Consider the following 20,985-nt stretch of genomic DNA (forward strand, 5'->3'; position numbering starts at 1 on the left):
CTACTGTAAAATCTTGTGTTCCGTGGAATACAATTGTTGGCATTACTCTAGGTGTGCTTTTTGTCATTTCGTCATAAGCTAGATCCCCTTGTCTTACTGGGTCTGGACCACCAGAACTCATCGCTGTAAATGCCCCCGTCATACCTGTTGCTGCTTTGTACTCTAGTCCTGCAGCAGATCCAACTCCACTAAAGATGTCTGGGTATGTAGCCCCCATAATTGTACTCATTGCTGCCCCTGCTGATAAACCTGCAACGTATACACTGTCATCATCAATTGAGAAGTTTGATTTTACTTGGTTTACCATTCCTGCGATTAAAGCTGGCTCGCCACTCCCTCTATGTTGGTGCGCTCTTTCAAACCAGTTCCAACACTGACTTGAGTTTGCAGAAGAAGTTTGTACAGGATACATAACAATAAAGTTTTCAACTGCTGCTAAATCATTCATTCTTGTTCCTGCTGCAAATTGATCTGCATCTTGTGTACATCCATGTAACATAACCATTAATGGCACATCTGTTCCAGCCTCATAGCTATTTGGAACAAATAATTTATAAGTTCTACCACTAAAGGATACGTTAGTGAATGATCCTCCGCTTGTGTTTGCAAATGATGCTAGCGGCAATAATGATATTACTAATGCTAGTACCAAAATCAAACAAAGCTGTCTTGAATTCCTGATTTTCATTGTAAATCCCTCCATTTATTTTTTTTATGCAGTTCACTTACTTCTATAGTAAATGTCTGCAATTTTAACAAGTGATGAAGTTGCATTTTCTTTGTGTTTATTATGAACACCAATGATTTTGTTAGCATGTCAATGGCATGTTTTAACTTTGCACCCTTAGTTTAGCATCAAATTCGACTTCTGTAAACAATAAAAACACAAATTTTGTAGAAATTTGTGTTTTGTACATATATCGTGCACTATTTTTTTACATTTTTGTATTTTAAATAAATTAATTGTTAATTTCATGTAATAAATTAGTATGAAAAAGATACAAATGTTCCCTCTAAATCATACCAGTCAAAAAACCACTGTAGTTCTTTACGGTCATATTTTTTTTCTGGTGTTATTTTATTTATCACTTCAACGCATACATTTTTTTCAATTAACTTTCTTTCTAACATACAAGGGCTACCATTTCCTAGTATTTCTTCACCTTTTTGCTCGTACACCGATTCTGCTAAAATCATTTTGTTTATAAATTCTTCTTTAATTAAGTTGTGATCTTCATCAAAAACTTTAACTTTTGCACAATAGCAGTCCATTTCACTTGGCATTTGTACACCCTCCCAACTAAACATTAAAGTACATATTTAAAGAACTCACTCAAAATGTAAAAACCTAATACAATCATGACAACACCTGTGATCGTTTTGATTAGCCATAATCGATTTAGTAAACCTTCAGAAAAACTCATCATTTCCTTTGTTCTGTGTATTATATAAGTAATAATCAATATAGGCAATATGAAACCAATATTAAAAATAACTAGGTATAACGTCTGACTAACACTCCCAAAACTCTGCAAGGCTAGCATAGCCGCAAAATAAATTTGCCCTGTACACAATAGTTCTGCCAAGGTAACAAGAAACCCTAAAGCTAGCGCAATTGGATATTTGTATTTGTTTACAGATATTTTTTTTATCATATTATGTATAAACTTTTTATTTTTTGAAGGTAGTTGCAAGGTAACATTTTTAAGGTCTTGCTTTTTTGCGTAATAAGCATCTCTAAAGTTCCATATTCCAAGAGCAAAAGCAACCAACACAGTTACTCCGTAGATTAATGGAGGCAAGTAGCTAATGACTTCTATATAACGAATCAATCTTACCAAGCCTAATCCTGCTGAGAAATAAGCAATAAATGTTCCTAAAGCAAACATAACACCTATTAACATAATATTTGTTTTTTCTCTATCCATATTCAATGCGGTCATCATAAAAAAGAGGAGCATCGATAAAGCACAGGGATTTATCCCATCTACTAGTCCAGCCATAATAAATACTAAAAGATTTAAAGATACACTATTGGACTCTACACCACTAATTAAACTGCCTAAATTCAAACTGCTTAGTATAGCAATTAGTATAACTGCTAGAATTCCTAAGATAATCAAATTAGTTTTTGAAAACTTACGTTCTTTCAAAATTCTCCCCCCCTTAGCCTATAAAGATTAAAAATCGTACTATTGTTGCAATTAGTAATGTAAGATAAAAGATTAACCCAACTATCTGAAGTTTGCTAACTGATGCATCTTTTCTATCATCTTGGCTTTCTTTTATTTTTTGACCCACTAACTGTACCAAGAATAAAAGTGTAACTATCCCTAATGCGAATAGTACCATGCTTATTAGAGATGGGGTGCTCAACTCATTCTTAACCTGCTCTTGATTAAAAATAAGTTCCGGGTCATTTAATCTTCCAAATACCAATAACAGACCCAATAAGAAACTTGTTAAATACGCATATTTGTCACTTGTAATACTTTTAATCCATTTCTCTAATTTAGTTTCCTTTACCTTTATATTTCTACCAGCGAAAAAGACATGTCTATACAAAAACCAAAATGCTTTATATGTAAAAACAATAATAATTAAATATAAAATAATATTAGTTACTAAGGTAAGGTTTTCAAATACCTCGATATTTGTTATTAGATTTCTTCCTGTTAAGGCTATGACAGTACCTATAGACCAAAATAGTGTAACTATATATGTATTTGTATTGCCTTGCTTTTTAATGTTTGCAAAGAACAAAAATGCAAATAACAGTATAAACATATCTAAAAACACTAGTGCGTCCACAAGTCCAGCTACATAGTAGTTGAGTGACGTAGGGTTTTCTAGTAATCGCTCAATGATACTAGATTGCATTGCACCTCTTAGACTTCTCCTGTTACCAAATTCGTCAAAGGCATCTAGGGTCATATTGCCACCATAGGGCAGATCTTCTCCTGCTAGAAGTGCTTCTATGTCAGCTAGTAGGATATCTCTGGTATTTTTATCGTATCCTCCATAGATGTACTGTTCATTTATTATAGTCACAGGAACAAATCCAAAAAGTTCAGGAGGCGCTTCTGCTCCTTCCATTAACTCATCAAAATAGTCAATTACTTCTCTTTCCGCGTTGTCCCAAACTCTCATAGCCACTTCATCTTCACTGAATCTAGTATATAATTGCCCTGGCAAGTCAGCCTTTAATTCGGCACATACATCACACCAAGAAGCAATAAGTACTTCTATTCTCACTTCAGTTTCTATGAAATCTTCATTTGTCCACTGAGGTAGTCCAGAAATATCTGTAACTAAACCCTTCTCTGGCGCTTCAAGACCAAAAGACATAGTTGTAAAGGCCGTTAGCATAATCATTACAAAAATTAAGTACATCCTTTTTTTGTTTTTCACAGTGTTTCCCCCTCTGTAGAATTACTAGAATTATTTAATTTCGACATTTTTTATCATTATACCATAAAGGGTATTGTTTATTAAATTATAAATAAAAAACAAGACCCCTTAATTATAAAGAAATCTTGTTATTAAAAGTTTTATTTTATTTTTATTTTTTACATAAAGTACAATCTCCACATTTTTCTAGCTGATAGACCATGTCACTACAGGATCTTCTGCTGAAAACACAGGGGATGTTCATTTGCTTTGCTTTTTGCTTTATGATTTTTGTGATGTTATGTTCAATAAAGTCATGGAAAACAATGATCATGTTAACCTCTGTTGGTATGGCTAAACTTCTCATTTTCTTTTTTCTTCCGTCCCAATGAATATAGTCTTCAAAGCCATAATCTGTTAAAGCATTTGGTATGTTCCCCAGTCTATCCGCTCCTACTAATAACGCTGTCATATTTAACCTCCTTTTTATTGATAATGATTATCATTTTAATTAAGTAGATAATATCAATTTTTATGAGACATGTCAAGATAAAAGTTGGAAAGTAGAAAGTAGAAAGTTGGAAAGGGAGTTAAAACCTTGGTTTTAACAATTGTTAAACCGTAGTTAAACGGTTGTTCAACTATTGTTCAACCATCGTTCAACCATTGCTTAGCTATCGTTTGTGCCTTTCGGCACTTTTATAATCCCACGCTATATATTTTTTAGTAGTTTTCGCACGGCTGTGGGAAGTGGATATTCTTCTAAGGCTTCTTTGGTTACCCATTTCATTTTGGGGTAATCTACTTCGATTCTTTTTTCAATATCTACTTGGAAAAGGGTCATTTCCCACTTAATGTGGGTAAATACGTGCTTATCTTGTAGTATTGGTCTTGCCTTTATTACTTTTAGATTGAAGATGTGTTCTAGTTCTGATCCTATACTTATCCCTGCCTCTAAATTTTGATCTGTCTCAACTATTGGAAGTGCCCATAAATCTGATAATAAACCTGTAGTTGGTCGCTTTGTGATTAATATTTTATCCTCATGGGTTACTAAACCTACTTCAACAGGTTGTACTTTTTGCTTTTTCTTTTTTGTCTTAACTGGCAGCACAGTTTGTATATTCAGGGCGTAGGCTTTACACTGAGTTGTCAAAGGGCACTCTGTGCATCTGGGTTTTCTGGGAACACAGATTAATGCCCCTAATTCCATAAGTCCTTGGTTAAAGTCTCCTGGGCTGTTAACTGGTACGACATCTTGGCCTATTATTTCGAAGTTTTTCTTTGTATTGTTTAGGGTAATGTCCTCCGATATATTAAATAATCGGGAAAATACTCTTAAAACATTTCCATCAATTGCAGGGACTGCTATGTTGTAGGCAATGCTGGCAACCGCTCCAGCAGTGTATGGACCTATGCCTGGTAAGCTAATTAATCCTTTATAACTCTTTGGCATCTGACCATCATAAGTTTCTTTGACTACTCGGGCTGCTTTCATCATATTTTTTGGCCTTGAATAATACCCCAACCCTTCCCATACCTTTAGTACATCTTCTTCTTTTGCTTGGGCAAGATCCTCTACAGTAGGAAATTTAGTGATAAAGTAATTATAATAATCTATCACTGTATCAACTTTTGTTTGTTGAAGCATAATTTCTGATATCCAAATATAATAGGGATTTTTTGTTTGTCTCCAAGGTAAAACTCGCTGGTTTTTTCTAAACCATTCTACTAAATTCTTTTGTATGAATACTATATTTGTTTTTTCCACTACAACACGCCTCACTAAACTTTAATTAAAGGGTCTATACTTACTTACTGGATGTATTCTCGCAATATACAATTGGTCTTTTATAACGATACCTCTTCTACCATTAGCTCTAGTAACATTAAAATATTCCGTATTATATGAGATGCCATTGGTTGTTCCTTGACTAGACCAGTATCTAAATCCAACGATTTTATTTCCTTCTCGCACCCAATCCATAAATACCGCTGTATGTCCTGTATTATTTTCTCGACTAAAGTCTATAAAGTCACCTGTTCTGGCATCCTCTAGTCTATTAACACCTAGACCAACACCGTACTTTTCAACTGCTACCACAATATTGCTTTGTGATTTTGGTCCTTGGGCGGCATACCAGTGCAAAATAAAATCAAATAATTGGTCTCTATTCATACCATTAAAATCTTCTATTGGTATGCCTAATGCCTTATTTCTAGCCTGCATCGCATTAAAAAACACTTCAAAAGTAATTCCAGAGCAATGACTTGCTCTATTACCGCTAGGATGGGCTCTTAAAAGTTTCTGATTATTAAAGTATATTGTTTCTGTTACCCCATTGTAGTTATCATAATCTTCATTAAGTAAATAAGGATAGCTTCCATTATACTTTTCTATTTCCCTTAATACGTATGTATTCAATTGTTGGTCTACTTCTACTTTCGTAAAGGGTTTGTCTGCATTTTCTTCATTAACCGTTTCTTCTTTTGATTGCTCTTCAGGGGCTACCTGTTCAACCTCGGTTGGTGGTGCTTGTTTTTTGACTATTTTCTTTTTTGCAGTCTGTTCTTTTGTTTCATTAGAAGTTTCACGCTCTACCACGGAGGTTTCCTGTTCTGGTTCATATTTTTGCTCATCGATTTCCATTTCTTCTTCATCTATTTCTTTTTCATCTATTTCATCTATTTCTTCTTTTGCATCTATTTCTTCTTTTACATCAACTTCTTGAGACGCTATCAAAATCTCAGTTTTATCGCTTGTATCGCTTTTTATATTCTCAAAGCTTTCCATTGTAACAGACTCATCATCATTATTATTATTAATTAAAAAAAATGTCCACAAACTTACTGATCCTAGTAATATAACAGCCACTATTTTTGTTAATAAGCTTATCCTATTCTTCATTCTATTCAGTCCTTTGTTTTAACTAGTCTATAACTTAATTATATAAGACTGAATGATGGAATTATAGTTGCAAATAATGTAATACTTTGAAACTTTAACTACAAGAAGTCTAGAAATTAGTGAAGCATCACATTCTCTAGACTTCTCAATAGAAATTCTAATGATTTTTTTGCGTAAATAGCGCTAAATGATGTAGCGGTCTTAATTCTTCATCCATTTTACCATACTCTCTAAGTCCAGGATTTAATTTAAAGCTACTCTCTAGATCATCTATGGCTTGTTCAAAATCCTTTGTAATTGTATATAAACAGGCCCGGTTATAATACAGCACTGACACATTTTTGTTATATTTAATTCCTGAAGTAAGCGCTTGTATTGCTTTTTCATAGCGCTCCTTTTCTTTGTATATAATCGCTACATTTAAATAGCTAAAAGCAAACTTTGGATTTTGGTCTATGGTCTTTAAATAAAAATCGATTGCTTCTTCTTTACGATCTAGTTTGTTTAAAATAACTGCCATATTGAATAAAGCCTTATAGTTTTCCGGCTTAATACAAAGGGCTTTTTCTATCATAACACGGGCTTGTTCATTTTCATCTAACTCTTCATAGATGCATCCGGTATTCACATAGGCCCAAAAGTATAGAGGATTTGCGTCTATGGCTTTTAAATAATAAGCAATTGCTTTTCTTTTTTCTCCCATTTCATCATAAGTATTGGCTAGAAAAAAATATGCCCGATCATAATCTGGGTCTAGTTCAATTGCTTTTTTATAGTATTTAATTGCTTTATCGTATTCCTTAAGATTATCATATGTCATTGCAAGACTATAGTATCCTCTAGGATCCTCTGGATTATTTTCAATTACTTCTATATACTTCTCCTTAGCAGCGGAGTAATCTTCTAATTCATCATAAATTAGACCCATATCTAAAAGTAGCTCATTATCTTTTTGTTCAGGATCGCTTTTATATGCCTTTTTATAAAATTGAAGGGCTTTATGTAATTTTTTTTCTTCTTTAAATTTGTTTCCAATTATTTTATAATTTGATGTCATATAATTTTGTTCTTTCATATCTTATCCTTTCGTTGCTTAACCTCTTTTGCTACAAGTATGATGAAAACACTTGTTTTTTATTCAAATTTTGCTTTATAACATGTTCATTCCTTTTTTTCCAAAAACTACTTTACAATAATGCTAATATATATGTACTTTAAAAGCAAATACTAAATATGTTTAAAATCATAAATAATTTTACTTAAATATTTAGGAGGTTATTCGTATGAAGAAAAGAAAATGGATTATCGCTACAATCATTTTCTCCATGTTTATTTTTTCTGCATGTACTGGTACTGATGAAGTACCTGATAATAGACAAGGCATGCAGGAGGAGTTAGAAACAAACCACTCTTCTATTTTTAAAATAGCACCGGTTCGATACACTAGGATTCTTTCTGATAAAATTGATGTAAAATCAGGATTTGGTAATCGTTTTGATACAATTGGCACACTTGACCAGGATGAAATTGTTCGTGTGCTGGATGAATTTGGTGATTGGTATGCAATAGAATTAGACAATCATCAAATTGGTGCTATACCAATATTTGATGCACAACCAATTGTGCGAGAGCGACAAAAAGCAGATTTGACACCAGAGCAACCGGTACGTATCCCAACACCTGTTGATCCGCCTACTGGAGATGATGTACAAGAAACACCAGCGCCTCCAGCGGATCCAGAACCTGAGACACCTATACCAGATGAACAAGATGATACTTTGCAGCCAATTACAGAACCAGATACACCTGCTCCCCCGGGAACAGATGTTGATGAACCGGATCAACCAGAAGTGGAAACGCCACCAGCCGAGGATTTATCCCCAGGACAGCCGGATATAACACCGCCTCGGGATGAGCCAACACCAGAGCAGCCTCCTAGAACTGCAGATGGGCCTCTTCGTGATTTAACCGATCAAGAAAGTCAAATGGTGGAACTTGTTAATCAAGAAAGAGAACGTAATAACTTACCTGCCCTAGAAGTAGATTTAGACGTTACAAGAGTCGCTAGGGTTAAATCACAGGATATGGTTGATCATGATTACTTTAGTCATAACTCACCTACCTATGGTAGTCCTTTTGATATGTTAGATGACTTTGGTATAAGTTATTTACATGCCGGTGAAAACTTAGCCGGGAATAATAATGTTCAAAATGCCCATACTTCTTTAATGAATAGTAGTGGTCATAGAAGAAATATTTTAAGCCCTGACTTTACCCATATTGGTATTGGTGTTAAGCCTAGTCCAAGGTATGGATATGTTTACACACAAATGTTTATAAGTAAGCCACAGTAATACAAAGGCTAAGGGTGATGCTTTAGGGGTTGAGATTCTTCGCTTTCGCTCATAAGCAGATGGCCGAAGAGAAGTTTCGTGCCAGTCGCTTACACAGCGTGCAAGCAGATGACCAAAAAGAAGTTTTGTGTCAGTCGCTTACACAGAGAGGAATGACAAGCGAAGAGAGTATGTCATCCTGAGTGTAACGAAGGATCTCGGGTTTGACTCTAGATTTACTTGTTATTCTGACCTAGTGATACATCTCGGGTTTGACTTTAGGGTCTGAGATTCTTCGCTTTCGCTCAGAATGACAAGCAGCGAAGAGAGTGTGTCATCCTGAGCGAAGTGAAGGATCTCGGTTCTAAGGTTTGCGAATGTCCTAACCAACTAACCACTAACCAACTAACAACTGTTGCACTGACCGACAGTGAAGTCACAAGTTTGCAAATACGTAAATACACACGAATTTTCTAAAAATTTAAATAATTTGTGTGTATTTATACTTCTATCATTTCTTAATGTTTGCTACAATAATAATTAAGCATTATATACTTGAGGAAATTACATAACTAAATTTAGGCGAATAAATATAAAAAATATACCTTCCCTGCTTCGAATTTGTTAACTTGTTTTTTCATTATAAATACAATGATACAAGTCAACAAATGAGGCGCGACCTCGGGTAACATTTTTTTATTTATTCTATGAACACCTTTAATAATGAAATTATGCAATTTCCTCACTAAGAATAAAATAATAATACGCTCACAAATATACTTTAGGGGGTTAATAAAATGTCATTAAATATTGATTGGGAAAATCTAGGTTTTTCTTATATTAAAACGGATTATCGTTATATCTCTAAATGGAAAGACGGACAATGGGACAATGGTGAATTAGTTAAAGATAACAATTTAACAATTAGTGAAGCTTCTACGGCGCTTCATTATGGTCAACAATGCTTTGAAGGACTTAAAGCTTATAGAACAAAGGATGGTTCTATTCAACTATTTAGACCAGATGAAAATGCGAAAAGAATCAACAGGAGTGCGCGCAGGGTGTTAATGCCGGATGTTCCTGAGGAAAAGTTCATTGACGCCTGTAAACAAGTTGTTAAAGCTAATGAACACTTTGTACCCCCGTATGGTTCTGGTGCAACACTTTACCTTAGACCATTTTTAATTGGGGTTGGAGATAATATCGGCGTAAAGCCTGCTCCTGAGTTTTTATTCTGTGTGTTTTGTTTACCCGTTGGTCCATACTTTAAAGGTGGCTTAACACCTGTTAACTTTATTATTTCTGAGTATGATCGGGCAGCTCCTTATGGTACTGGGGAAGCAAAGGTTGGAGGTAACTATGCAGCTAGTTTGTATCCTCATGAGCTTGCAGTCAAACAAGGATTTGCAGACTGTATTTACTTAGATCCTGCAACGCACACAAAAATTGAAGAAGTTGGGGCAGCTAACTTTTTCGGAATAACGAAAGATAATAAGTTTATAACGCCTCAGTCCCCTTCTATTTTACCGAGTATTACGAAATACTCTTTAATGCATATTGCCTCTGAGTATTTAGGTATGGAAGTTGAGGAAAGAGATGTACTAGTAGATCATTTGGATGAGTTTGCGGAAGCTGGTGCTTGTGGTACTGCTGCAGTTATTACCCCTATTGGTGGTATTCACCATAAAGGTAAATTACATGTGTTTCATAGTGAAACGGAAGTTGGACCAGTAACGAAAAAGCTCTATGATACCCTTTATGGTATTCAATTTGGAGATGTTAAAGGTCCTGAAGGTTGGATTGTAAAAGTGAAATAAGTGAGGAAATTACATAACTAAATTTAAACGAATAAATATAAAAAATATACCTTCCCTGCTTCGAATTTGTCGACTTGTTTTTTTGTTTTAAATTCAATGATACAAGTCAACAAATGAGGCGCGACCTCAGGTAACATTTTGTCTATTTATTCTATGAAAACCTTTAATAATGTAATTATGTAATTTCCTCAAGTAAAAGAAAACTTCTTTATATAAAGAAGTTTTCTTTTTTACCCACATTTACATCAATTTTTAAGTTGGTTATCCCCAAATTTCAATTTCTGCCCCAAGGCTTTTGTTAATATTTAATCTCTACTTCGTTCTTTGTTGTTCAATTTTCTCAGCTAAATCATTTAAGTACACCCATCGCTGCATTTTTTCATCAAGCTGTGCTTCTAAAATTTCTTTTTCTTCCGTTAGTTGTTGTAGCAGCACATGATCCGCCCCAGCTTGATTAATCTTTTGTTCATGGGTTTCAAGATTAGCCTCTACCTCTGCTATTACATCATCTATTTCATCGTATTCCTTTTGCTCTTTAAATGTAAACTTTAATGGCTTTTCTTTTTCTTGTTTCCAGGATTGATTACTTGTTGTTTTTTTATTGCTATTTTTCTGTTCAGTAATTTTTTCAGATTCTTTTTTCATTCTTTGGTAGTCTGAGTAATTCCCCGGATATTGTTTCACTTTTCCCTTTTCTTCTATTGCAAAAATCTTTTCTGTTATTTTATCCAGAAAATATCGGTCATGGGATACAGTAATTACTGCGCCAGGAAATTCATCTATATAATCCTCAAGGATCGTCAGGGTTTCGGTATCTAAGTCGTTGGTTGGTTCATCTAGTAGCAATACATTTGGTGCACCCATTAAGACCCTTAGTAAATGTAGTCTTCTTTTTTCTCCTCCAGAAAGTTTTTCTATAAATGTCCACTGCATATGGGAAGGAAATAGAAATCTTTCTAACATTTGAGATGCAGTTATTTTATCTCCTTCTGCGGTTGTAATGTACTCTGCCACTTCTTTTATATAGTCAATGACTCTTAGAGAATCATCCATGTGATAGGTCTCCTGGGAGTACAGTCCAATCTTTACGGTTTCTCCTACCTCGACTTGTCCACTGCTAGGTTTTAAATCTCCTTTTATAATGTTCATCAAGGTCGACTTTCCACTACCATTAGGACCCACTATACCAACACGATCATTTCTTAAAACGACATAATTAAAATCATTTAATACTACTTTATTATCATATGTTTTGGTTATATTGTGTAGTTCTATTACTTTTTTCCCTAGGCGACTGCTGCCTACTGAAATATTCATCCTATCATCTTCGGTTTGAACCTGTCCATCCTGAAGTGCTTCAAATCGTTCTATTCTTGCTTTTTGTTTTGTTGTTCGGGCTTTTGCCCCTTTTCTAATCCAGGCGAGTTCTTTTTTGTACATGTCTTGTCGTTTCTTTTCATGTACTGCAACCATTTGCTCTCGCTCAAACTTCTTTTCTAAAAATTCACTATAATTTCCTGTATATTCATACAAATTTCCTTTATCAATTTCAATAATTCTATTTACCACCCGGTCAAGAAAATAACGATCGTGGGTAATCATAAGTAGTGCACCTTTTCTTTTGTTTAAATATTGCTCTAACCAATCGATTATATCACTGTCTAAATGGTTTGTTGGCTCATCCAGGATTAGTAGCTCGGAAGGATTCACTAAAGCAGAGGCCAATGCCACACGCTTTTTTTGTCCTCCTGAAAGCGCCCCTATTTTTGCTTCAAAATCTGTAATTCCTAGCTTGGTAAGCACTGCTTTCGCTTCACTCTCTAATGTCCAACCCCCTAGTGCATCGATTTCTTGCGTTAGCTTAATCATCCTATCACTAGAAGCCTGACCACTTTGACTTAGCTGGGTGTATTCTTTAATTAACCCCATTAATTTTGAATTAGATCGAAAGACCTGCTCTAATACAGTTGCATCTAAGTCGAAGTTTGGATTTTGGGGTAAATATTCCAGGACAAGGTTATTATTACGGATCACTCTGCCTGCGTCGGGGACTTCGACTTCTGCTGTAATTTTTAACAGTGTTGTTTTACCTGTACCGTTAATACCAATGATTCCAATCTTGTCTCCTTGGTTAATACCAAAGCTGACATTATTTAAAAGCGTTTTTTCACTATAACTTTTGCTTATATTTTCTGCACTTAAAAGATTCATCTTTTTGTACTCCTTTTTTCTTGAATAAAATTACTTCAGTCTTATATCTATTATAGTGTATTCTGAAAAGAATCACAAAAATTAAAACACAGATTTTTGGAACGATTGTTAAACGATAGTAAAACGATAGCTAAGCAATGGTTGAACGATGGTTGAACAGTGGTTGAACGATGGTCCAACAGTGGTTTAACGATGGCTAAGCAATGGTTGAACAATGGTTGAACAACCGTTCAACAACTGCTCAACGATTGTTAAAACTCTTTGTACTTCCAACTAGAACTAATTTCTAAATAAAAAAACAGCGACTATCATCGCTGTTAATTTCTAGCCTGGGATGCGCCACCTCTTCTAGGGTCACCACCGTCATATATTCTACCATTATCAGGGTCTACATATAATCCATGTACTCCGCCATATAAGTGCTCGGATCTGAACTCTACAACTATATACCCTAACTCTCTTAATCTATTTCTTTCCTCTCGGGGAATAGTTGCTTCTACGTATATGGCATCATCTCGGTTTAAAAATCGAGGTAAATCAATTTTATTCTGTATATTTTTTTCATTATTAACTAAATTAATCATTACTTGCCCTAATGCCTCGGGAATGTGTCGTCCTCCTGGTGTACCAATCCCTAAAACAGGTACCCCTTCTTTTTCAAGAATTACAGGAGCAATAAAGCTTCTGGTTCTTTTTCCAGGTTCAGGGTAATTAGGCGATCCTGGCGTAGTGCTAAAATTATATAGCTGATTATTTATAAAAAAGCCATCTATATAAACACCTGATCCAAAAAAGTGAGAAAGTGTATGCGTTGCTGAAATCATCATCCCGTCCCCATCTACAATCACAAAATGAGTGGTGTTATTATGCCCATCATCTTCATCTGCTGGTGTGTCGTACATTGTAAAGCCCGTAGATGCACGATCATATGAAATGTCTTCCGCATGACTTTGAATTTGCTTTGGACTAAGTAACAATTCTACGGGTACGTTATGATAATCTGGATCAGCAATATGGCTAATTCGATCCTGATAAGCTCTTTTTGTAATCTCATTATACAGGTGGACTGACTGGGCATTTGTATAGTCTATTTCATTCAGTTCTAAAACCTCAGCCATTTGCAGCATCTGAATTAATGTAATACCAGCTAAAGGAGCTGGGGCAGTTATTACATCATATCCTCTATATGGTGCACTTATTGCTTCACTTTGTATTACTTCATAGTTATTCAGATCTGACAGTTCTATGCTGCCTATTCTATTGGCGATGGTCTGACCAATTTGTCCACTATAAAATGCTTCTGCACCCTGCTCTTGAATTATTCTTAGGGTTTGGGCTAACGCTTCTTGAATAAGTACCTCATTGGCACCTAAAGCTTGTCCGTTAGGAAAAAAATGAGGAAGTTGACTTCTTGGTAGTTTATGATAAGCATCACTAATTCTATTACTTAACACTACATTAATACCAAAACCCTGTTCTGCTAATTCAATTGCCGGTGCTATTAGCTCCTCCATGGGTAATGAACCATGGGCTTGATGAATTTCTTCCATTCCTTTTACAAAACCAGGCACACCAACGTGACTTCTAAGCATAGTGCTCGAATAAGGCATAACCTCCCGATAGTCAAAAACTGAGGTTTCTTCACCTTCTCCTGGATGTACTAACATGACACCACCACCGCCTATACCTGATGCGTAGGGCTCTACGACCCCTAATACATAGGAAACAGCAATTGCTGCGTCTGCGGCATTTCCTCCTCGGCTTAGTACTTCCATGCCCACGTCTACAGCGATAGGGTGTCCTGCACTTACCCCATAATGTGTTTTTACTCCCACGTCTTCATTTTGTTTTCCTTCATTTGGAATCCCATTAAAATAGCCTTGAAAGTATAAAAAGACTCCTAGTGCCACGATGACAACTAAAAATATGATTCCCCTTATTATCTTTTTTGACGCCATTTTTCGTGGCCTCCATTCTTATAATACAATTTAACTACTTAATTTTCTCAACTGGTTAAGTTACATTTCATAATCTAAGCCATTGTCGTTATCTAAATTCAACTCATTTTCTTGAGAAATTTCATACATATCTCCTAGTTGAATAATCACCTTATTGTCTTCCACTGTCCATGCTTCTTTATTTAAATCTCTAGTAATTCCTTTAATAACCCGGTTTCTTCTGTAAAAATCTAAACGTCCTGTTAAAGGAGTCGGTTTACCTTCATTTAACCACGTAGGAATTAATTCTAATCGTCCATTACCATTATTGTCAATATCAAGCTTTGCTATAACTCCTTCTTTTCGAGTGGAGAAAGTTTGTTCGTATATAAAATTCCCCAAACTATAGAATACAAGGGTATCTCCGATCATTTCCATAGGTTGAATTACATTAGGGTTATTCCCAATAATTATATCTGCTCCTAAGTCAGTAAGCTGTTCAGCAAGCTGAATTTGACGATCATTTGGTCTTGACGCAAACTCATCTCCCCAATGTACATGCACAACAACCAAATCAGCATTTTCATTCGCTTCTCTCATTAAGGGCATAAAAATATTTGGTAAAGCTGGTAATGTTCCTGGGTTGGTTCTCCCTGCGTAGTTTCCTCCAAGTTGATTAAATCCTAAAGTTGCAACCCTTACACCGTTAATGTCCTGATATAAAATATTCTGCGCATCAAGGATATCACTACCAATACCTACATAATCAAGACCTACCGTATTTAGTGAAGATATCGCCTCTTTCGTATTTTCTATGGTCATGGAGTTGGTTCCTAGATTTATATTTTGAAAATTAGCGGATTGTAGCGCCTTTAAAAATTCTCGAGACTGCCCTACTGTTGTATTATCGGCGTTTTCCATTGTTCCTGTAACATAGTCAGATTTGTTTAATAAATCAGCAACATTACTAAATACTTGATTAAATCCTTTACGATTTCCTTCCCGTTCAATAAAGTGCCCTAATTGGATGTCTCCTACCATTGTTAAGGACAGTAGTGTATCATCGTTATTTACTGTTATTATTTTTGGAGATGCACTTGTAAACAGATTGAAAGTCACCATAAGAACTAGGGTGACTACTAATGTCATACTCACATGCCAATTTGTGTTTTTTCTATGACGCTTTTTTATTTTTAGAAATTTCTCTTTTATCGTTAGCTTCTTATTCATTATTTGCCTCCTCTATAGGATTACATAATATGCCATCATTGCGACAAAAGTAATCCCACTCAATAAAAGTGAGCTTCCTAAGGTTAATATCATTCCTTGTCGATCAATTGTATTTGCAATTAATCCAGGTACTACGATACCAATCCCTCTAAGCTCTGCAGCTTGAAAAGGTGCTAATGGAATATATGGATAGAGTAAATCAAACCCAATCTTTAATAAAATAGCTGTAATTAACATTGCTGTAAATTTTCTTCTACCGTATAAAATAATGTGTTTAGATAAAACTTTCTTTACAAAAATATAAGTCAACACACTAATGGCAAACACTACTAAAACAAAAATTGGTTGATCTAGTACAAGTGCCATATAACCAGGTACAATCAATCCTGCTGGAGTTATGCCTGTAATTTCAACAAATAACAAACTCAGTATCGTACCAATAACAATTGCAATATATAAATCTGTTACCACAGTATTTTCCTCCCTTTAGCCAATTAATTGACCTTTTTCGTGTAATGTGTCCGTTGATTCTTTTTGATGATGTCTATCTTCTTCTAGTAATTCTACTAGTGGCTCTCCGACACCGTGAATATTTCCAATCCCAAAAATAACGTGGTCTGAAAAATATTCTTTTAGTACTTTCATAATCTCTGGGGCAGATTTGCCTTCCAGACTATGGATTTTATCAATAGGTATATTCCCTTCTTCAAAAGCCTTAATGATTGGACGAGTTGTTCCACCAATAACTACTAATGCCTTTGCTTTAATGTAGGGCAATACATCCTTTGCAAACTGTTCTGTTCGATCTACTCGATCGTAACGACAGTTCATTATAACAACTGCATTGTTTTGGGTGTATCCCAATTGTTCCACTCGATTCCAAATACTTAGTGTAGATGCGGCATCATTGGCTGCAAATCCATTTACAAAGTAAGATGGTGTATACATATTTCCTAATCCCATAATTTTTAGGGCGCCTGGATCCGGCTTTGCGTTTAGCATGCCTTGCAGGGCTACACTTTCATCGATTCCTAAGGCTTCTGCTACGGCTAACCCAATGGCAACGTTCTCTGGAAAAAGAATGTAATCAAACTTTCTTAAATATTCCTCTGATACATTTTCTGTTTTCGCTACAAAAACTTCCGTTTCACGCTCTTTTGCAACTTTTTTAAAGTATTCTAAATATGGACCTTCTGTAACAACTAGCTTGCCTTTGTAGGGTATTGTTGCTAAAAAGGCTTCTGCTACTTCATCTAAAGTCGGTCCAAGTACTTCCATATGATCTTCAAGCACATTAACAATAACACCTAAATTGGCTTGTACCATTTCGTTTTGAAAAATAATTTGATAGTCCGGTTGAACAGCCATACATTCACTTACTAGGGCTTCGGCTTTCATTGAGGCAGCTTCGGCAACTACTTTAATTTGTTCGCCAATGTTTGGTCCTTGCTTTCCTCTTAAAATTGGTTTCTCTACGTCCGTGAACCAATAGTTCATCATCGCCGCAGTCCCAGTTGTTTTTCCAATAGCTTTTATTCCAGCCTCCTGCAATATAGCTGTGGTTAACCGGGTTGCTGTAGATTTTCCCCGAACACCATTAATGTTAAGTCTTAAAGGTATTTGCTTTAAGTTTCTTCTATGCTGCTTTTTCTGCCTGTATCCTAGAATCAAAATAATTGCTACAAAAAGTAATATGATTCCCATGATATCCTCCCTAATCGAGTTTTATTAACCCTAATAAACTCAAATTCGCTGCATACAAAAGTATGACTAAATAGTTTACATAAATATATCAACTTATATGACTTATTATAGTGCCTATCCATTAGCGTGTCATTGCTACATTTATGTTAAAAGAGGAAATAAACGGAATGTTAAAGTTGGTTAGTTGGAAAGTTGGAAAGAGTTTTAACAATAGTTAATCGGTTGTTGAGCAGTTGTTAAACTGTAGTTAAACGGTTGTTAAACCATTGTTAAACCATTGCTTAACCATTGTTCAATCATTGTTCAACCATTGTTTAACGATCGTTCTACTATGGTGATAAGTTGGAAGGTTGGAAAGTTGGAAAGTGGAAAGGAAGAGATAAAGTCAAAAGTGGGATACTTCCCTTTGTTCAGTATGACAGTTGGAAAGTTGGAAAGAGTTTAACAATTGTTGAGCGGTTGTTAAACCGTAGTTAAACGGTTGTTAAACCATCGTTCAACCATTGTTTAACAATCGTTCTACTATGGTGATAAGTTGGAAAGTGGAAAGTAAAATCAAAAGCGGGATAGAAGTAAATTAATTCCTTGCCTAGTGAATTTTATATGTATTTGTGGTATAATATCGCGAGGTGTATATATAAGTAGATAATTAAAATTATAATAGAGTAGAGGAAGGTTTTTAAATGATTACAGTTACGAACTTAAGCTTAAGGTATGGGGATAAAAAGCTTTTTGAAGATGTTAATTTAAAGTTTACACCGGGGAATTGTTATGGTGTAATTGGCGCAAATGGTGCTGGTAAAAGTACATTTCTTAAAATTTTATCCGGTGAAATTGAAGCAAACTCTGGAGAAGTAAGTATTGCTTCTGATGTGCGTATGTCAGTTTTAAAGCAGGATCATTATCAATATGATGATTTTACTGTATTGACAACGGTTATTATGGGTAATGCACGTCTTTATGAAATTATGCAGGAAAAGGATGCGCTTTATGCTAAGCCAGACTTTTCTGATGAAGATGGTATTAAAGCCTCTGAATTAGAAGGTGAATTTGCTGAATTAGATGGATGGGAAGCAGAGTCTGAAGCTTCTTCTTTACTACAGGGGTTAGGTATTGGTACTGAACTTCACGATAAAAAAGTAAAGGATCTTCAAGGATCTGAAAAAGTGAAAGTACTCCTTGCACAAGCTTTGTTTGGAAAACCAGGAATTCTTATTCTTGATGAGCCAACAAACCACTTGGACATTAAATCAATTAACTGGTTAGAGGAATTTCTAATAAACTTTGATGGTACGGTTATTGTTGTTTCCCATGATCGATACTTCTTAAATAAAGTATGTACCCATATGGCTGACGTGGACTTTGGAAAAATTAAATTATTTGTTGGTAACTATGACTTCTGGTATGAATCTAGTCAATTAGCCCTACAAATGATGAAGGATCAAAACAAGAAAAAAGAAGAAAAGATTAAACAATTACAAGAATTTATTGCTCGATTTAGTGCCAACGCATCTAAATCTAAGCAGGCAACTTCCCGTAAAAAATTATTAGATAAAATTAATGTTGAGGATATTCAGCCTTCATCAAGGCGATACCCTTATGTTGCCTTTAAACCAGAGCGTGAAGTAGGTAATGACATTTTAACCGTAGAGGGTATTAGTAAAACCATTGATGGGGAGAAAATTCTTGATAATGTTAGCTTTACCGTTGGAAAGGGCGATAAAATCGCTTTTGTAGGATCTAATGAAATTGTTAATACTACATTGTTTAAAATACTGATGGGTGAAATGGAGCCAGACAGTGGCCACTATAAATGGGGTATTACCATATCTACTGCTTATTTCCCTAAGGATAACTCAGTGTTCTTTAATGACACAGATTTAGATTTAGTGGATTGGTTAAGACAGTACTCTGAAGATAAAACAGAAAGCTATTTAAGAGGATTTCTTGGAAGAATGCTTTTCTCTGGAGAAGAGGCATTAAAAAAAGTAAATGTCCTTTCTGGAGGGGAAAAAGTACGTTGCATGTTATCTAGAATGATGCTAAGTAGCGCAAATGTGCTTGTTTTAGATCAACCAACGAATCACTTAGACTTAGAATCTATTACAGCGCTTAATAATGGTCTTAGGGACTTCAGTAGTAATTTACTATTTACATCCCACGATCACCAATTCATGCAAACAGTTGCAAATCGAATTATCGAAGTTTCACCAAATGGTGTTGCTGATTACCATATGACCTATGATGAGTATTTAGAAAAAGTGAATGGATAAAATTTAACTACTCATGTTAACCCGTGCTTAATATTATGGCATGGGTTTTTTCTAATTATAAAGACATAGGCGAGTATTTCACCTATGTCTTTATTTGAGTGTTACTCTGGGGCTATGTCAGTCCAAGTATTTGTTCCTTCTAATCTATAAAGATTGAAAGATGCCATGTATCCGTATTTAGTTCCCATTTCTAAGTAACCAGCATAGTCTAACCTTCCTGCAACATAGTGCTCTGTTGCTGTTCCTGTTGCAACTTCATATGAAGGTGGTTCTGGATCTGTTGGGTCTTCTGGATCCGTTGGATCTTCCGGATCTGTTGGATCAACTGGATCAGGCTCTGCTCCTTCAGGAGCTTCATCAGTCCAAGTTGATGATCCTTCTACCCTGTAAAGCCAGAAAGATGTTCCATATCCATATTTTGCTCCCATTTCATTATAACCAGTTACATCTAACCTACCTGCAACATAATGCTCTGTTGCTGTTCCATATTCACTTTCATAGTTAACTGGATCTTCTGGATCTTCTGGATCTGGATCTGGATCTACTGGATCTACTGGATCTGTTGGTTGTGAAGAAGTTCCATTAAAGAAATTCCATATGATTAAAGACATATCTGGTCCATTTGGATCTGTGTAGCTTCCTGCTGTACTTCCACCTGACCAATCATGGCCCATTCCATCTACCATCCATTTTTCCATTACAGTGTTACCTTCGCTGTCATTGTAACCATATGCTGTAAAAGATCTGCCACCTGGTACTTGACCTTGTTCTGTTGTATCTGCTGTTGCATTTATAGATCCATTTCCTCCAACAACTAAATCATTTGTTCTTGCCCATTGCTCTATAGTTTGATGAGCATTTACTTCTGCTACTGTAAAATCTTGAGTCCCTTGGAATACAATTGTTGGCATTACTCTAGGTGTGCTTTTTTGCATTTCTTGGTATGCTAAATCCCCTTGAGTTGTAGGACTAGGACCACCGGAGCTCATAGCTGTAAATGCACCTGTCATACTTACTGCTGCTTTGTACTCTAAGCCTGCAGCAGATGCAACACCACTAAAGATGTCTGGGTATGTAACCCCCATAATTGTACTCATTGCTGCTCCTGCTGATAAACCAGCAACGTATACACTATCATCATCAATTGAGAAGTTTGATTTTACATGGTTTACCATACCTGCA

At 35.4% G+C, this 20,985-nt stretch carries 18 protein-coding genes; 4 read left to right on the forward strand and 14 right to left on the reverse strand.

The annotated features are described in order from the left end of the window. The 8 genes from RH915_RS04705 to RH915_RS04740 form a co-directional block, all read right to left on the reverse strand. A partial coding sequence (locus tag RH915_RS04705) for an extracellular catalytic domain type 1 short-chain-length polyhydroxyalkanoate depolymerase (RefSeq protein WP_310478234.1) occupies nucleotides 1-688 on the reverse strand: 688 nt, incomplete at its 3' end. A 296-nt stretch (nucleotides 689-984) separates the two neighbouring features. Then, a complete protein-coding gene (locus RH915_RS04710; RefSeq protein ID WP_310478235.1) occupies nucleotides 985-1,284 on the reverse strand; it encodes a hypothetical protein in 300 nt (99 codons plus the stop codon). Between the two features lie 23 nt (nucleotides 1,285-1,307). After that, nucleotides 1,308-2,153 carry a cytochrome c biogenesis CcdA family protein gene (locus RH915_RS04715; protein WP_310478236.1) on the reverse strand — a complete coding sequence of 282 codons (846 nt, stop codon included), beginning with the start codon at nucleotides 2,151-2,153 and terminating at the stop codon, nucleotides 1,308-1,310. A 13-nt stretch (nucleotides 2,154-2,166) separates the two neighbouring features. Further along, nucleotides 2,167-3,411: a hypothetical protein gene (locus RH915_RS04720; RefSeq protein WP_310478238.1), complete on the reverse strand. Its 1,245-nt coding sequence runs from the start codon at nucleotides 3,409-3,411 to the stop codon at nucleotides 2,167-2,169. 151 nt (nucleotides 3,412-3,562) lie between these two features. Continuing rightward, nucleotides 3,563-3,862, reverse strand: coding sequence for a DUF2325 domain-containing protein (locus RH915_RS04725; protein ID WP_310478239.1), 300 nt, complete (start codon nucleotides 3,860-3,862; stop codon nucleotides 3,563-3,565). A gap of 240 nt (nucleotides 3,863-4,102) precedes the next feature. Beyond that, nucleotides 4,103-5,161 (reverse strand): A/G-specific adenine glycosylase, encoded by a 1,059-nt coding sequence (gene mutY, locus RH915_RS04730; protein WP_310478240.1) that lies wholly within the window; start codon nucleotides 5,159-5,161, stop codon nucleotides 4,103-4,105. A gap of 21 nt (nucleotides 5,162-5,182) precedes the next feature. Beyond that, entirely contained in the window at nucleotides 5,183-6,298 is a 1,116-nt protein-coding gene (locus tag RH915_RS04735) for a hypothetical protein (protein WP_310478241.1), read from the reverse strand. 157 nt (nucleotides 6,299-6,455) lie between these two features. Next, on the reverse strand, nucleotides 6,456-7,373 hold the full coding sequence (locus tag RH915_RS04740; protein ID WP_310478242.1) for a tetratricopeptide repeat protein: 918 nt from the start codon (nucleotides 7,371-7,373) through the stop codon (nucleotides 6,456-6,458). A gap of 208 nt (nucleotides 7,374-7,581) precedes the next feature. Between RH915_RS04740 and RH915_RS04745 the strand changes: the two genes are divergently transcribed. Continuing rightward, nucleotides 7,582-8,652, forward strand: a complete 1,071-nt coding sequence (locus RH915_RS04745; RefSeq protein ID WP_310478243.1) for a CAP domain-containing protein — start codon at nucleotides 7,582-7,584, stop codon at nucleotides 8,650-8,652. A gap of 776 nt (nucleotides 8,653-9,428) precedes the next feature. Next, nucleotides 9,429-10,448, forward strand: coding sequence for a branched-chain amino acid aminotransferase (locus tag RH915_RS04750; protein ID WP_310478244.1), 1,020 nt, complete (start codon nucleotides 9,429-9,431; stop codon nucleotides 10,446-10,448). Nucleotides 10,449-10,760: 312 nt separating this feature from the next. Here the strand turns inward: RH915_RS04750 and RH915_RS04755 are convergent, their stop codons facing one another. From RH915_RS04755 to pgsB, 5 genes are all read right to left on the reverse strand, one after another. After that, complete coding sequence (locus RH915_RS04755) at nucleotides 10,761-12,659, reverse strand: ABC-F family ATP-binding cassette domain-containing protein (protein WP_310478245.1); 1,899 nt, start codon at nucleotides 12,657-12,659, stop codon at nucleotides 10,761-10,763. 317 nt (nucleotides 12,660-12,976) lie between these two features. After that, entirely contained in the window at nucleotides 12,977-14,617 is a 1,641-nt protein-coding gene (locus RH915_RS04760; protein WP_310478246.1) for a gamma-glutamyltransferase family protein, read from the reverse strand. Between the two features lie 60 nt (nucleotides 14,618-14,677). Then, nucleotides 14,678-15,826, reverse strand: a complete 1,149-nt coding sequence (locus RH915_RS04765; protein WP_310478248.1) for a CapA family protein — start codon at nucleotides 15,824-15,826, stop codon at nucleotides 14,678-14,680. 12 nt (nucleotides 15,827-15,838) lie between these two features. Next, entirely contained in the window at nucleotides 15,839-16,297 is a 459-nt protein-coding gene (pgsC, locus tag RH915_RS04770) for a poly-gamma-glutamate biosynthesis protein PgsC (RefSeq protein WP_310478249.1), read from the reverse strand. A 15-nt stretch (nucleotides 16,298-16,312) separates the two neighbouring features. Continuing rightward, the gene (gene pgsB / locus RH915_RS04775) at nucleotides 16,313-17,530 is read right to left on the reverse strand and encodes a poly-gamma-glutamate synthase PgsB (protein ID WP_310478250.1); all 1,218 of its coding nucleotides are present in this window, start codon (nucleotides 17,528-17,530) and stop codon (nucleotides 16,313-16,315) included. Nucleotides 17,531-17,872: 342 nt separating this feature from the next. Here pgsB and RH915_RS04780 point away from each other — a divergent pair, with 342 nt between their 5' ends. Continuing rightward, nucleotides 17,873-18,007: a hypothetical protein gene (locus RH915_RS04780; RefSeq protein ID WP_310478251.1), complete on the forward strand. Its 135-nt coding sequence runs from the start codon at nucleotides 17,873-17,875 to the stop codon at nucleotides 18,005-18,007. A gap of 206 nt (nucleotides 18,008-18,213) precedes the next feature. Then, complete coding sequence (locus RH915_RS04785) at nucleotides 18,214-19,803, forward strand: ABC-F family ATP-binding cassette domain-containing protein (RefSeq protein ID WP_310478253.1); 1,590 nt, start codon at nucleotides 18,214-18,216, stop codon at nucleotides 19,801-19,803. 101 nt (nucleotides 19,804-19,904) lie between these two features. Here RH915_RS04785 and RH915_RS04790 read toward each other — a convergent pair. Further along, on the reverse strand, nucleotides 19,905-20,985 hold a 1,081-nt coding region (locus tag RH915_RS04790), incomplete at its 5' end, for an extracellular catalytic domain type 1 short-chain-length polyhydroxyalkanoate depolymerase (RefSeq protein ID WP_310478255.1).

The organism is Serpentinicella sp. ANB-PHB4, from assembly GCF_031432315.1.
Classification (GTDB): Bacteria; Bacillota; Clostridia; order Peptostreptococcales; family Natronincolaceae; genus Serpentinicella.